Below are 13,415 nucleotides of genomic sequence, written 5' to 3'. Positions count from 1 at the left end.
GGATGCTATGAATTCCCGACAACAAATCATTTTGCAGATGGTGATCGATCAGGGACGCGTAAGCGTGGTCGATCTCGCTAAAGCCACCGGCGTTTCTGAAGTCACCATTCGTCAGGATCTGAATCTGCTGGAAAAACAGAGCTACCTGCGGCGTGCACACGGATATGCCGTTCCACTGGACAGCGACGACGTCGAAACCCGCATGATGAACAATTATGCGCTCAAGCGGGAGCTGGCGGAGTTTGCTGCATCCTTAGTGAATAACGGTGAGACCGTCTTTATTGAAAATGGCAGCAGTAACGCTCTTCTGGCGCGCACGCTCGCCGATCAAAAAGACGTTACCATCATCACCGTAAGCAGCTATATCGCCCATCTGTTGAAGGAAACTCAGTGCGAGGTGATACTGCTGGGCGGCATTTACCAGAAGAAAAGCGAAAGCATGGTGGGGCCATTAACGCGTCAATATGTTCAGCAGGTTCACTTCAGTAAAGCATTCATTGGTATTGACGGCTGGCAGCCCGACACCGGCTTTACCGGTCGCGACATGATGCGTTCAGACGTGGTTAACGCAGTGCTCGCCAAAGAGTGTGAAGCGATAGTGCTGACCGACAGCTCTAAGTTTGGCGCCGTACACCCTTATACGATGGGTCCGGCTTCACGCTTCAGCCGTGTGATTACGGATGAGCGTTTGCGCGATGAATATCGCCAGCAATTAGAACAAGACGGCCTGACTGTCGATATTGTGAAAAAAACGGCCTGATTATCCTGCTGCGCCCGAATAATGGGCGCACTTAAACCTTTCTCTGAGAGTATTCTGACCCTGCCTTTAAGAGTTTTTACCTGTTGAAACCGTTCTAAACACGTAAAATTAATATTAGCGATATAACAGGAAGTGACTATCACCTGCGTGATGATGAAACGCCTGCGCGACCAGGTTTCACGGGAACAGAATTTAAGTATGGATATTGTCTATACTTAAAGTGCATTCCTTTCCGTGAATCGATAATTCAGGAGAAAGTATTATGACCTTTACCAGCAAAAAATTAGCCGCCGCTGTTCTGGCAATCACTGTAGCAATGTCCCTGAGCGCTTGCTCTAACTGGTCTAAACGTGACCGTAATACCGCGATTGGTGCCGGTGCTGGTGCGCTTGGTGGTGCAGTATTAACGGATGGTAGTACGCTGGGAACATTAGGTGGTGCTGCCGTAGGTGGTGTTATCGGTCACCAGGTGGGCAAATAATCACCATAACGGCTCTCACCGGTATAATAATATATTTTGTATTTTCAGGTCTGACTTACGCACGTAAAAAAAAGAGCCACGGCAATGTCCGTGGCTCATTTATTTTAGCCGCCCGCCAGTTTGACTTTCATTCCTTTGGCTTCCAGCAGCGCTTTAATTAAATCCCGTTTATCACCCTGAATCTCAATAATGCCGTCTTTTACTGCCCCACCGCATCCGCACTTCTTTTTAAGTTCAGCGGCGAGCTTTACCAGGTCTGCATCATCCAGATCAATGCCAGTGACAAGGCAAACCCCTTTACCTTTCCTGCCGCTGGTCTGGCGCTGAATTCGCACGATGCCATCGCCTTTTGGACGTTCAGCTTTCTCTTTTGGCTCTTCAATGCGCCCGGTATCCGTTGAATAGACCAGACGACTGTTGGCGTCACGCATTATGCCCCCTTTTTCAGTGATGCATTTATCGCTTTCAGGGTCTCTGCCGGATGAGCGGATTGCGTCACCGGGCGACCAATCACCATATAGTCTACACCCGCGCTCAGCGCCTGCTCTGGCGTCATGATGCGTCGCTGATCCCCAGACTCGGTGCCTGCCGGACGGATACCTGGCGTTACCAGTTTAAAGTCGCGGCCTAGCACAGATTTGAAGCGAACCGCCTCCTGAGCCGAACAGACCACGCCATCGAGACCACACTGTTGCGTGAGGCGCGCCAGACGCTCCGCGTGTTGGGCAGGTGACAACGTCACACCCAGGTCGCACAGGTCGGATTCATCCATACTGGTCAGCACGGTGACGGCGATCAGAAGCGGAGCGTCATTACCAAACGGCACCAGCGCTTCGCGCGCAGCCGTCATCATGCGTGCCCCGCCGGATGCATGAACGTTAACCATCCACACACCCAGTTCAGCCGCCGCAGCAACGGCGTGCGCAGTGGTATTCGGAATATCGTGGAATTTCAGGTCGAGGAAAACGTCGAAGCCACGCTGGTGCAGATCGCGGACGATTGACGGGCCGAACAGCGTAAACATCTCTTTGCCTACTTTCAGACGGCAATCGCGGGGATCAATGCCATCAACAAAGGCCAGTGCGGCGTCACGGTTATTGTAATCCAGAGCAACAACTACGGGAGAATCGGTAACTACGCGGGAAGTGGAGGATGTAACAGACGTCATGACCAGCCCTTTTCGTCTATGGGCGCGCAGCGGCGCGGAACAGATAAACGGCGTGCATTCTACCTGCCCTCGGGGTAAATGAACAGAATCGAATGCTTTTCCTGCCGAACCTCAGACCGCACGGTGCTGACGAAATTACCACAACAATTAGTATGTTGTAACTAAAATGCGGAGTTTTAAAAAATCACTGCCCGTCCAGACCTCGGATTGGCTTAATAGTGGACCACGCCCGGCAGGAAGGGCAATGCCAGTAAAGCGAATAGGCGGTGAAGCCGCATTTCTGGCAACGATAGCGCGGTTTGCTCCGCACCTGTTCACCTACCATGTCTCGCAGCACCATCAGGCTCTCTTTAGCGCGCCCTTCTTCTGCGTCATTAAGGTGGTAATCCATCAGCTTATGGAATACCCGCATGGTAGGATGACGCTGCAACTGACGGGTAATGTATACCTGGGCGGTATCACTCCCTTCGTGCTCTTCAACGACGTCGGACAGCATCAGCTCGGCTGTGGCACCGGTGTTTTCTTCAACGCAGCGACGCAGAAACGCAACCCACTCGTCCTGCTTACCTAACTGCTGATAGCAGGTTTGCAGCATTTCCAGCGTTTCGCTGACCAGCTCTTTGTCCTGATCGATAACGCGAAGCAGGCTCTCCACGGCTTTGGCGTAATCACCGTTAGCCATAAAGACCCGCCCCATCATGATCGAGATGCGCGCGCTGTTGCGATCGGCCGCAGCGCCTTTCTTTAACAATGCCATGGCTTTATCCATGTCATCGCTACCCATCTGCTGGAGAGCCAGCTCGCAATAGAAGTGGGCAATTTCGACGCGTTGTTTGTCTTTACCGAGTTTGACCAGCCGTTCGGCGGTATCAATCGCTTTTTGCCAGTCGCTGGTGGCCTGGTAGATTTGCAGAAGCTGCTGAAGCGCACCGATACGGAAGTCCGTCTCATCCACCAGCTGAGAGAACATATCCTCGGCGCGATCGTAAAGCCCCGCGGCCATGTAATCCCGCCCAAGCTGCTGCACGGCCAGCAACCGTTGCTCATAGGTCAACGAAGCGCTTTCCATCAGGGTCTGGTGGATACGAATGGCACGGTCAACCTCTCCGCGCGAACGGAACAGGTTTCCCAGGGTGAGATGCGCCTCTACGGTGCCGGTATCCTCTTTGAGCATGTCGAGGAACAGATCCACCGCTTTATCCTGCTGATTGCTCAGCAGGAAGTTCACCCCCGCTACGTAGTCACGGGAGAGTCGGTTTGCTTCATCCTGTTTTGTTTGTTGCGCGCTTCTGCGGCCCATATACCAGCCATAGGCTGCGGCGACAGGCAAAAGCAGAAACAACAACTCCAGCATATTCGATTATTCCTTGACTACCGGCACACCAGAGCTCGCCGGAATGTCAGACGCAGGCGTAAGTTGATGTTCAAGTCGTTTAATTTTACGTTCAGCGCGAACAAGAGAAACACGAACCTTAAGCCAGAACAGGCCGCATACAAGCCAGCCGATGACAAAACCCGCCGCGAATAACACCGCCAGCAGGCTCGACACCCGGTACTCGCCCTGCGCCAGCAGATAGTTAAAACTTACCTGTTGATCGTTTTGCGCGCCCAATGTGACTGAAATGACAAAAATCGCCAACACCAGTAAGAAAATGAGTAAATATTTCACATGACTTCCCGTTATGTGGTTCGAGCGTATAAAGCGTGTTCAACTCAATGCAATCAGCCTTATAAGCTACCATTTTAGTGGCGGGCGCGAAATGGAAAAAGTAACGCGCCCTACATGGATTTATGGTCAAAATGCGGAATATCAACCTTCAGGTTCCGCCAGACTCCCTTTCGGCTATTTCTTCCTTCTCTTCCGGCGGCGGCGTCAATGGTCCACAAAAACGTTGTGCAAGCCAGGTCGCCAGCGTCACCAGTACCCACGAGATCAGCGTTGCCACCACCAAATCACGCGGCCAGTGCATCCCCAGCAGCATCCGGCTGCCCATTACGCCTGTCGCCCAGACCAGCAAAATCGCAATCGTGAGGGTACGCCGACGCGGCCACAGCAGTCCCACGCCAAGTAGCGCCCAGCTGGCAGCAAACATCGTATGCCCGGAAGGAAACGCAAAGCCGGTCTCTTTTTGCCAGTGTTTGCGTAAAAAGGTCGGGATATCCTGCTGTTCTGCAAGCTGCTCCTTTACCAACGCACCGCGATCTTTACGCTTTAAATTGTAGAACTCATCCACCGGAACATGATGCGTTTTTTCCAGCCAGACGACGAAAGGACGGGGTTCCTGCACGCGATCCTTGACCCACGACTTCACCCCTTGCCCGATAAGTATGGCGCCGCCGAGAATAGCGAACAGTACCAGCGCCGCGCGAAGGCGAAAGCGCAGGCACCACAGGAACCAGCCACAGAGCAGCACGTGCGTAATAATCCCCCACGGCTGGGTGACCGTCTCGGTTATCCAGTATAAGGCTTTCAGCCACGTCTCGTTTTGTCCGGGCTGCCACATCCAGCCGGAGAACCAAACGACCAGGGGTATAACGAGCAATACGGCGGCTCCTGCGGCCGTTCGTCTGGCAATTGAAAGCATGTCCTCTCCTTTTTCACTAAGCACCACAATCATAACTGAATTTCATCATTCTGGTGGATATGTCGGATTGTGCGTTTAACGTTTGTAAAGCGTGGTGGTGATTAGGTGAAGTTGCCGGGCTTGTGGCAAAATAGTCCGATACAGAAAGCATAATGGGGCAAAGGCACGAAACGTGTCAGCCTGGTCTGGAGAATCACATGCAGCTTAAACGTGTGGCAGAAGCCAAACTGCCAACCCCATGGGGCGATTTCCTGATGGTGGGTTTTGAAGAACTGGCAACCGGGCAAGATCACGTCGCCCTGGTGTTCGGCGACATTTCGGGGCAAACGCCGGTGCTGTCCCGCGTTCATTCAGAGTGTCTGACCGGTGACGCGCTGTTCAGTCTGCGGTGCGACTGCGGTTTTCAGCTTGAAGCCGCCCTTTCTCATATCGCAGAGGAAGGACGTGGCGTTCTGCTGTATCACCGTCAGGAAGGACGCAATATCGGCCTGCTGAATAAAATCCGCGCCTACGCGTTGCAGGATCAGGGCTACGATACCGTCGAAGCGAACCATCAGCTCGGCTTTGCTGCTGACGAGCGAGATTTCACCCTGTGCGCGGATATGTTCAAGCTGCTGGGCGTGGACGAAGTGCGTCTGTTGACCAATAACCCGAAAAAAGTGGAAATCCTCACTGAAGCGGGCATCAATATTGTGGAACGCGTACCGCTGATTGTCGGCCGCAACCCGAAAAACGCGCACTACCTCGATACCAAAGCTTCCAAAATGGGGCATCTGCTGAGCGAGTAAATGCAAAACGCCCGGCACATGTGCCGGGCGAGTTTGATCAGTCCAGCATCTTACGAATCACATAATGTAAAATGCCGTCGTTCTGGTAATAGGTCAGCTCTGTTGCCGTATCAATACGACACCGGCAATCCAGCACTTCTGTCGTTCCATCTGCGCGCGTTAACTTCACCGGAACGGTTTTACCCGGTTGCAGATTTTGCAGACCGCTGATATCAATCTGCTCTTCCCCGGTCAAACCCAGCGTTTTACGCGTTACGCCCTGCGGGAACTCCAGCGGCAGGATCCCCATCCCGATCAGGTTTGAGCGGTGGATACGTTCAAAGGATTCGGCAATCACCACGCGAACCCCGAGCAGACGCGGACCTTTTGCCGCCCAGTCGCGACTGGAACCGGAGCCGTACTCTTTACCGGCAATAACGGCCAGCGGCGTACCCTGCTGCTGATACTTCATGGCTGCGTCATAAATTGAAATGACCTCTGTATCCGGCAGGTGGCGCGTCATACCCCCTTCCACGCCTGGGACCATTTCATTGCGAATGCGGATGTTGGCAAAGGTCCCGCGCATCATCACTTCGTGGTTACCGCGGCGCGAACCGTAGGAGTTGAAATCGCGACGTTCCACGCCACGACTTTGCAGATACCGACCTGCCGGACTGTCCGCCTTGATGCTACCCGCAGGGGAGATATGGTCGGTGGTGACGGAATCGCCCAGCATCGCCAGAATGCGCGCGCCGTGAATATCTTTCAGCGGTGCAGGCTCCGCCAGCATTTCGTCGAAGAATGGCGACAGGCGAATATAGGTGGAATCATCCTGCCAGTCATAGGTATCGGAACCCACTACGTCGATCGCTTTCCACTCCGCTGTGCCTTCGAACACTTCCGCATACTCTTTGCGGAACATCTCGGTGGAAACTTTCTCTACCGCGCGCGCAATTTCGCGCGATGATGGCCAGATGTCTTTCAGATAGACCGGTTCATTTTTGCGATCGTGACCAATCGGATCGGTCGCCAGGTTAATGTTCATGTTTCCGGCCAGCGCATAGGCTACAACCAGCGGCGGCGAGGCCAGCCAGTTGGTTTTCACCAGCGGATGAATACGCCCTTCAAAGTTTCGGTTACCGGAAAGTACCGCGCCAACGGTCAAATCCCCCTGCTTGATCGCCATTTCAATAGGTTCAGGCAGTGGACCAGAGTTACCGATGCAGGTCGTACAGCCGTAGCCCACCAGGTTAAAGCCCAGCTCGTCGAGGTAAGGCGTGAGTCTGGCCTGTGCCAGGTAATCGGATACCACTTTCGAACCAGGCGCCAGGGAGGCTTTAACCCAAGGCTGTGGCTTGAGCCCCAGCTCTACCGCTTTTTTTGCCAGCAGCCCGGCAGCCATTAACACACTCGGGTTGGACGTGTTGGTACAGGAAGTGATAGCGGCGATCACCACGGCGCCGTCAGGGAGCTGATACTGATGCCCGTTCAGAACATAGTCCACCGGACGGTGATCTTTTTGTGCGGCGTTAACTTCCAGCTCATTGCTGGCAGCAAAGGCTTTCGGAACGTTGCTCAGGGCGACGCGGTCCTGCGGACGTTTTGGCCCTGCGAGGCTTGCCTCAACGGTGCCCATATCCAGCTCCAGCGTACTGGTAAATACCGGCTCGTCACCCGGGTTACGCCACATGCCCTGCGCTTTGGTGTAGGCCTCAACGAGAGCCACCTGCTCCTCGCTGCGACCACTGAGGCGCATATACTCCAGCGTAACGCTATCAATCGGGAAAAAGCCGCAGGTCGCGCCATATTCCGGCGCCATGTTGGCGATGGTGGCCCGGTCCGCCAGCGGCAGTGAATCCAGACCATCGCCATAAAATTCAACGAATTTACCCACCACGCCATGCTTACGCAGCATCTGGGTGACCGTCAGAACCAGATCCGTGGCGGTAATGCCTTCGGATAACTTACCGGTCAGCTTAAAGCCCACCACATCGGGAATGAGCATTGATACCGGCTGGCCGAGCATGGCCGCTTCCGCTTCAATACCACCGACGCCCCAGCCCAGAACGCCAAGGCCGTTAATCATGGTGGTGTGTGAATCTGTGCCCACCAGCGTATCAGGGTAAGCCACCCACTCTTTATCCTGCAATTCACTCCAGACGGCTTTGCCGAGATATTCCAGGTTGACCTGGTGACAAATGCCGGTGCCCGGTGGAACAACGCTGAAGCGGCTGAACGCCTGCTGACCCCATTTCAGAAAAACGTAGCGTTCATGGTTACGTTCCATCTCCAGACGGACGTTTTCGCCGAAAGCATCGTCGTCACCAAAGTGATCGACGGTGACGGAGTGGTCAATGACGAGGTCTACCGGGGACAAGGGGTTAACCTTAGCAGTATCGCCCCCAAGACGCTTAACGGCTTCACGCATGGCAGCTAAATCCACCACCGCTGGCACGCCGGTGAAATCCTGCATCAGCACTCTGGCCGGGCGATAGGCAATTTCTCTGTCTGCATGAGCATTTTTCAGCCACCCTGCCAGAGCCTGGATATCCTCCTCGGTAACCGAGTCGCCATCCTGCCAGCGCAAGAGGTTTTCCAGTAAGACTTTCAACGACTTGGGTAACCGCGAAATGTCCCCAAGCGTTCTGGCAGCCAGCGGTAAGCTGTAGTAGCGCCAGGTTTTATTTTCCGCCTGTAATGTGTCCTTACTGGCTTCGCGTAGGGTTAACGACATAAGCTCCTCCTTAAAAACAGGGATGTCCTGACAATCATCAGGGCTGTAATTAAAGATAACACAAAGATGTCGTAACGTTTTGATAACAACCCAAATTGATAAATTTAGGAATGGTCCAACGCGAGGGATAAAACAAAAACCCCGCCGTGGCGAGGTTTTACGATTTAGTGCAAGGCCAGCCAGAGGAGCTGACACCAGAAGAGGATCGACGCTGAGAATACGCCGAGCCATGACCAGTATTTTACGGTTGTCATGTTATTCATCATAGGGACACCAGACTTTAATTATTTAAGGTTGCGAGGTCTGCCCTCGTTCTATATTGCTGATGTGTATTTATTAAGGAGTACAAAAGTGCACAGTCTATATTCAGACTATTTGCATCATTACGCAAAAATCAAAATTATTGTTTTTTGGGTTCGTCTTCCGCGAACACATCAATAAAGGCCTGCTGCTGCGGCGTCAGTTTCCAGGAAGCTGGCACGCTGGTTGCTGGCGCCTTACGGGCTTTGTGAGCATTGTCACGAAGCTGACACATCTCTTTTCTCGCTTCTGTACGCACCGTCATGACCATAATCAACCCCAGTAATTCCAGACAAGAAGAGCAACCACCACCCAGAACAGGGCAGAGCCAAGAAAGACCGCCAGCCAGGCTTTACGCTTAAGCGCGGGATCCCTTTGCGGTTCTTCACTTCCTGACGGCATTGCTAACCTCATACAATCGATATCGCTTATCATTTAGAGACCAAACAATTGGCACAAGTAATCATCTGATGAGATAAATCCTAAAGAAACTTTAGCCGAAAAGCCAGTGAATTTACGTATCCGAGCCCGGGAAAATTCAATCTTTTGACCAGAAATAAATAATTGAAAAGAATAATTTGCACAGCTGTAAATTAGTTTCTACTTTTGTCGCAAATTTGCGACAGTAAAACCATAGTCATCAAATGGGTTATGACGATATATGACAGTGGGCGTAGATGATGATAATTCTAATTCAGGTTTAAAGCGGAATGACGGTATCTTTCCGCAGGAGAAAGATACCGGGAGTGATTATTTGGCGGGAAGTTTAATGTCTTTAAACATCTCTTCGATGTCTTCATTGGAGCGTAACGCCACAGCTGTATCCACCACATCGCGCGTTAAATGTGGCGCAAAGCGTTGAATAAAATCATACATATAGCTGCGCAGGAACGTGCTGCGACGAAAACCTATCTTGGTGGTGCTGTGACTGAAAATATCATGCGCATCCAGACGCACCAGATCCGGGTCTGAGACAGGATCCACCGCCATGCTGGCAATAACCCCAACGCCCAGGCCCAGACGCACATACGTTTTTATGACGTCCGCATCCGTCGCCGTAAAGACAATCCGTGGCGTTAATCCGGCGCGGTTAAACGCGGTGTCCAGTTCAGACCGGCCCGTAAAGCCGAACGTATAGGTCACCAGCGGGTATTGCGCCAGTTCTTCGATTGTCACTTCGCCCTTCCCCGCCAGCGGGTGATCCGGGGTCACGACAATAGAGCGGTTCCAGTGGTAGCACGGGAGCATGACCAGATCATCGTACAGATGGAGCGCTTCCGTCGCGATAGCGAAGTCTGCATTGCCTTTAGACACGGCCTCTGCGATTTGCGTCGGTGAGCCCTGATGCATATGCAGGGAAACGCGGGGATAGCGTTCTATGAAGCCTTTGATCACCCCGGGAAGCGCATAACGCGCCTGTGTATGCGTGGTGGCAATATACAGAGAGCCTTTATCCGGCCAGGTATGTTCCCCGGCGACGGATTTAATGGCGTCGACTTTGGAGAGCACTTCCCGTGCGATGCGTATGATTTCCTGTCCTGCCGGGGTGACCTGAGTCAGGTGCTTACCGCTGCGGGCAAATATCTGAATACCTAACTCATCCTCCAGCATACGCACCTGCTTACTGATGCCGGGCTGAGAGGTATAAAGACCTTCTGCGGTGGAAGAGACATTGAGGTTATGATTGACGACCTCAACGATATAGCGAAGCTGCTGTAATTTCATGCCAGACCATCCGATTTAGCGCATGCGTCAATCGCTTAAGACGATTTGATAATAAGAAACGGGTTAACTATAACCACTATATCATTTATAGCCAGGCTGTATAGTACGGAACAAAAAATAATAACTACGTAATAAAAAAGGGCCGGAAGTCCGGCCCTTTTACAGGTAAGTTACGGTAAGGGAAGATTATTTCTTGCCTTCAACCCATTTCCCGTCGACAAAGAAGGCTGACCATCCGGTCGCTTTGCCCTCTTTCTCTGCCGCCACGTACTGCTGCTTCGTTTTACGGCTGAAGCGCACCACGGTTTTGTTGCCTTCCGGATCCTGCTGTGGCGCATCGGCCAGGTAACGCAGTTTCTCCGGCAGACGGTCGCGGAAGCGGTACAGCTCTTCTACCAGCGGCGCACGGGTTTCGCGCGATTTCGGGAAGGTGTTGGCCGCCAGGAATACCCCGGCAGCACCGTCACGCAGCACGAAATACGCGTCTGACTTCTCGCACGGCAGCTCAGGAAGCGGAACCGGATCTTCCTTCGGCGGCGCAACTTCACCGTTACGCAGGATCTTACGCGTGTTTTTACAGTCGTCGTTGGTGCATGCCATGTACTTACCGAAGCGTCCCATTTTCAGGTGCATTTCGGAACCACATTTCTCACACTCAACGATTGGACCGTCATAGCCCTTAATACGGAACTCACCTTCTTCGATCTCATAACCATCGCAGGTCGGGTTATTGCCACAAACGTGCAGTTTGCGTTTTGGATCGATCAGGTAGCTGTCCATCGCCGTGCCGCATTTCTTACAGCGGCGTTTGGCGCGCAGTGCGTTGGTCTCCGCATCGTCACCTTCCAGCACGTTGAGAACTTCGTTCTCCGGCACGAGGTTGATGGTGGTTTTGCAACGCTCTTTCGGCGACAGCGCATAGCCAGAGCAACCGAGGAACACGCCCGTGGTCGCGGTACGGATCCCCATTTTACGGCCGCAGGTTGGGCAGTCGATGCTCGTCAGTACCATCTGGTTAGGCAGCATGCCGCCCTCTTCAGGATCTTTCTCGGCTTTCTCAAGCTGATTGGTAAAATCGCTGAAGAAGCTGTCGAGAACTTTCTTCCACTCTGCCTTATGGCTGGCAACCTCATCGAGGCTGTCTTCCATCTGCGCGGTGAAGTCATAGTTCATCAACTCGCGGAAGTTCGCTTCCAGACGGTCGGTGACAATCTCACCCATTTTTTCAGCATAGAAACGACGGTTCTCGACGCGAACGTATCCACGATCCTGAATGGTCGAAATGATTGACGCATAGGTGGACGGGCGACCGATGCCGCGTTTTTCCAGCTCTTTCACCAGCGATGCTTCGCTGAAGCGCGCAGGTGGCTTGGTGAAGTGCTGAGCCGGGACCAGATCAACCAGCGACAGCTCGTCACCTTTGTTGACTGAAGGCAGCGTTCTGTCTTCATCGCCTTTACGCAGCGCTGGCATCACTTTTGTCCAGCCGTCGAAGCGCAGAATGCGGCCGCGCGCTTTCAGGCGGAAATCACCCGCGCCGACCGTCAGCGTGGTGGAGTCGTATTTCGCTGGCGTCATCTGGCAAGCTACGAACTGGCGCCAGATCAGCTGATACAGCTTCTGGGCGTCCGCTTCCATATCTTTCAGCGATTCAGCCAGAACAGAAACGTCAGAAGGACGAATCGCTTCGTGCGCTTCCTGAGAATTCTCTTTGCTGGCGTACTGATTAGGCCCGTCCGGCAGGTATTTCTTACCGAAGTTGTCCTCGATATAGCCACGCACCATGTTGACAGCGTCCTGGCTCAGGTTGGTGGAGTCAGTACGCATGTAGGTGATGTAACCCGCTTCATACAAGCGCTGGGCCATCATCATGGTTTTCTTCACGCCGTAACCCAGACGGGTACTTGCCGCCTGCTGGAGAGTTGACGTGATAAACGGTGCGCCAGGCTTGCTGCTGGTTGGTTTATCTTCACGATCCAGAACCTGATAACGCGCTTTTTCCAGCAGCGCCACGGCGGCCATGGTCTGATCGCGATTTTCAGGACGGAACGGTTTGTCGTTGTGATGGCTCACCTGCAACGGCAGCGCATCGCCGCCCGGCGTGGTGACATTCGCATCCACTTCCCAGAACTCTTCCGGGACGAACGCTTTGATCTCGCGTTCACGCTCAACAACAAGACGAACAGCCACAGACTGCACACGCCCCGCAGACAGGCCGCGAGCGACCTTTTTCCACAGCAACGGCGAGACCATGTAGCCTACAACGCGGTCCATAAAGCGACGCGCCTGCTGAGCGTTAACACGGTCGATATTCAGTTCACCCGGCTTTTCAAACGCCTGACGAATCGCATTCTTTGTAATTTCGTTGAACACTACACGGCTGTAGCGTTTGTCATCACCCCCGATCACTTCCCGCAGGTGCCATGCAATGGCCTCCCCTTCGCGGTCAAGGTCGGTTGCGAGATAAATGTGGTCTGCTTTTTCAGCAAGCTGTTTCAGCTCGTTAACGACTTTTTCTTTGCCTGGCAGCACTTCGTAATGTGCATCCCAGTTGTGCCATGGGTTAACACCCATGCGGTTGACAAGCGCGCTACGTTCATCCTTTTTAGGCTTTTTAGCCCCTTTGGTGGAGGTAGAGTCTGCGCTCTTTTTGCTGGCTGAGCCACTGGTCGGCAAATCGCGAATGTGACCAACGCTGGACTTAACCACGTAGTCATTGCCCAGATATTTATTGATCGTTTTGGCTTTTGCCGGGGACTCAACGATGACGAGAGCTTTACCCATATTCACCTTTACCTAATTTAATTCTTCCAGGAATACGCCGCACGTTGATTTCCCTTCCGCTGACGACGAGCCATTGATATTGCGACATCGTCAGGGGATATCAACCCCTAT

Annotated in this window: 14 protein-coding genes; 3 read left to right on the top strand and 11 right to left on the bottom strand. The window is 53.1% G+C overall.

Features of this window, described 5'->3' with window-relative positions; translation table 11 throughout:
• Positions 1–7 precede the first annotated feature (7 nt).
• On the top strand, positions 8–760 hold the full coding sequence (locus SK58_RS12155) for a DNA-binding transcriptional regulator YciT (RefSeq protein WP_017384211.1): 753 nt from the start codon (positions 8–10) through the stop codon (positions 758–760).
• A 262-nt stretch (positions 761–1,022) separates the two neighbouring features.
• Entirely contained in the window at positions 1,023–1,241 is a 219-nt protein-coding gene (osmB, locus tag SK58_RS12150) for an osmotically-inducible lipoprotein OsmB (protein ID WP_017384212.1), read from the top strand.
• A 104-nt stretch (positions 1,242–1,345) separates the two neighbouring features.
• Here the strand turns inward: osmB and yciH are convergent, their stop codons facing one another.
• The 5 genes from yciH to pgpB form a co-directional block, all read right to left on the bottom strand.
• The gene (gene yciH, locus SK58_RS12145) at positions 1,346–1,672 is read right to left on the bottom strand and encodes a stress response translation initiation inhibitor YciH (RefSeq protein WP_015570389.1); all 327 of its coding nucleotides are present in this window, start codon (positions 1,670–1,672) and stop codon (positions 1,346–1,348) included.
• The gene (gene pyrF, locus SK58_RS12140) at positions 1,672–2,409 is read right to left on the bottom strand and encodes an orotidine-5'-phosphate decarboxylase (protein ID WP_047735491.1); all 738 of its coding nucleotides are present in this window, start codon (positions 2,407–2,409) and stop codon (positions 1,672–1,674) included. The genes yciH and pyrF overlap by 1 nt, the downstream gene beginning before the upstream one ends.
• 184 nt (positions 2,410–2,593) lie before the next feature.
• The gene (gene lapB, locus SK58_RS12135) at positions 2,594–3,763 is read right to left on the bottom strand and encodes a lipopolysaccharide assembly protein LapB (RefSeq protein WP_003856819.1); all 1,170 of its coding nucleotides are present in this window, start codon (positions 3,761–3,763) and stop codon (positions 2,594–2,596) included.
• Between the two features lie 6 nt (positions 3,764–3,769).
• Positions 3,770–4,078 (bottom strand): LapA family protein, encoded by a 309-nt coding sequence (locus SK58_RS12130; protein WP_003856817.1) that lies wholly within the window; start codon positions 4,076–4,078, stop codon positions 3,770–3,772.
• A 148-nt stretch (positions 4,079–4,226) separates the two neighbouring features.
• The gene (gene pgpB / locus SK58_RS12125; protein WP_003856815.1) at positions 4,227–4,994 is read right to left on the bottom strand and encodes a phosphatidylglycerophosphatase B; all 768 of its coding nucleotides are present in this window, start codon (positions 4,992–4,994) and stop codon (positions 4,227–4,229) included.
• A 197-nt stretch (positions 4,995–5,191) separates the two neighbouring features.
• On the opposite strand from pgpB, the gene ribA reads away from it, so the two are divergent.
• Positions 5,192–5,782, top strand: a complete 591-nt coding sequence (ribA, locus tag SK58_RS12120; RefSeq protein ID WP_032648499.1) for a GTP cyclohydrolase II — start codon at positions 5,192–5,194, stop codon at positions 5,780–5,782.
• Positions 5,783–5,819: 37 nt separating this feature from the next.
• Here the strand turns inward: ribA and acnA are convergent, their stop codons facing one another.
• From acnA to topA, 6 genes are all read right to left on the bottom strand, one after another.
• Positions 5,820–8,495 carry an aconitate hydratase AcnA gene (acnA, locus tag SK58_RS12115; RefSeq protein WP_017693321.1) on the bottom strand — a complete coding sequence of 892 codons (2,676 nt, stop codon included), beginning with the start codon at positions 8,493–8,495 and terminating at the stop codon, positions 5,820–5,822.
• Between the two features lie 164 nt (positions 8,496–8,659).
• Positions 8,660–8,758, bottom strand: a complete 99-nt coding sequence (gene ymiC, locus SK58_RS23195) for a small membrane protein YmiC (protein WP_032103392.1) — start codon at positions 8,756–8,758, stop codon at positions 8,660–8,662.
• Between the two features lie 137 nt (positions 8,759–8,895).
• A complete protein-coding gene (locus SK58_RS23075; protein ID WP_162183706.1) occupies positions 8,896–9,060 on the bottom strand; it encodes a hypothetical protein in 165 nt (54 codons plus the stop codon).
• 8 nt (positions 9,061–9,068) lie between these two features.
• Positions 9,069–9,209 carry a YmiA family putative membrane protein gene (locus tag SK58_RS12100; RefSeq protein ID WP_213083754.1) on the bottom strand — a complete coding sequence of 47 codons (141 nt, stop codon included), beginning with the start codon at positions 9,207–9,209 and terminating at the stop codon, positions 9,069–9,071.
• 336 nt (positions 9,210–9,545) lie between these two features.
• The gene (gene cysB / locus SK58_RS12095; protein ID WP_006810844.1) at positions 9,546–10,520 is read right to left on the bottom strand and encodes an HTH-type transcriptional regulator CysB; all 975 of its coding nucleotides are present in this window, start codon (positions 10,518–10,520) and stop codon (positions 9,546–9,548) included.
• A gap of 186 nt (positions 10,521–10,706) precedes the next feature.
• Complete coding sequence (topA, locus tag SK58_RS12090) at positions 10,707–13,304, bottom strand: type I DNA topoisomerase (RefSeq protein WP_017384217.1); 2,598 nt, start codon at positions 13,302–13,304, stop codon at positions 10,707–10,709.
• Between the last annotated feature and the right edge of the window lie 111 nt (positions 13,305–13,415).

The sequence above is a fragment of the Enterobacter sp. BIDMC93 genome, assembly GCF_001037805.1.
Lineage (GTDB): Bacteria > Pseudomonadota > Gammaproteobacteria > Enterobacterales > Enterobacteriaceae > Enterobacter > Enterobacter hormaechei_C.
Note: the sequence above shows the minus strand (reverse complement) of the source record. Positions and strands in the feature narration are given on the sequence as shown.

Bases quoted from the DNA above. Each gene is read 5' to 3' on its own strand.
- acnA (WP_017693321.1), bottom strand. From the start codon at position 8,495: ATGTCGTTAACCCTACGCGAAGCCAGTAAGGACACATTACAGGCGGAA.
- ribA (WP_032648499.1), top strand. From the start codon at position 5,192: ATGCAGCTTAAACGTGTGGCAGAAGCCAAACTGCCAACCCCATGGGGC.
- cysB (WP_006810844.1), bottom strand. From the start codon at position 10,520: ATGAAATTACAGCAGCTTCGCTATATCGTTGAGGTCGTCAATCATAAC.
- SK58_RS12155 (WP_017384211.1), top strand. From the start codon at position 8: ATGAATTCCCGACAACAAATCATTTTGCAGATGGTGATCGATCAGGGA.
- ymiC (WP_032103392.1), bottom strand. From the start codon at position 8,758: ATGAATAACATGACAACCGTAAAATACTGGTCATGGCTCGGCGTATTC.
- pyrF (WP_047735491.1), bottom strand. From the start codon at position 2,409: ATGACGTCTGTTACATCCTCCACTTCCCGCGTAGTTACCGATTCTCCC.
- yciH (WP_015570389.1), bottom strand. From the start codon at position 1,672: ATGCGTGACGCCAACAGTCGTCTGGTCTATTCAACGGATACCGGGCGC.
- lapB (WP_003856819.1), bottom strand. From the start codon at position 3,763: ATGCTGGAGTTGTTGTTTCTGCTTTTGCCTGTCGCCGCAGCCTATGGC.
- SK58_RS12100 (WP_213083754.1), bottom strand. From the start codon at position 9,209: ATGAGGTTAGCAATGCCGTCAGGAAGTGAAGAACCGCAAAGGGATCCC.
- SK58_RS23075 (WP_162183706.1), bottom strand. From the start codon at position 9,060: ATGACGGTGCGTACAGAAGCGAGAAAAGAGATGTGTCAGCTTCGTGAC.
- topA (WP_017384217.1), bottom strand. From the start codon at position 13,304: ATGGGTAAAGCTCTCGTCATCGTTGAGTCCCCGGCAAAAGCCAAAACG.
- pgpB (WP_003856815.1), bottom strand. From the start codon at position 4,994: ATGCTTTCAATTGCCAGACGAACGGCCGCAGGAGCCGCCGTATTGCTC.
- osmB (WP_017384212.1), top strand. From the start codon at position 1,023: ATGACCTTTACCAGCAAAAAATTAGCCGCCGCTGTTCTGGCAATCACT.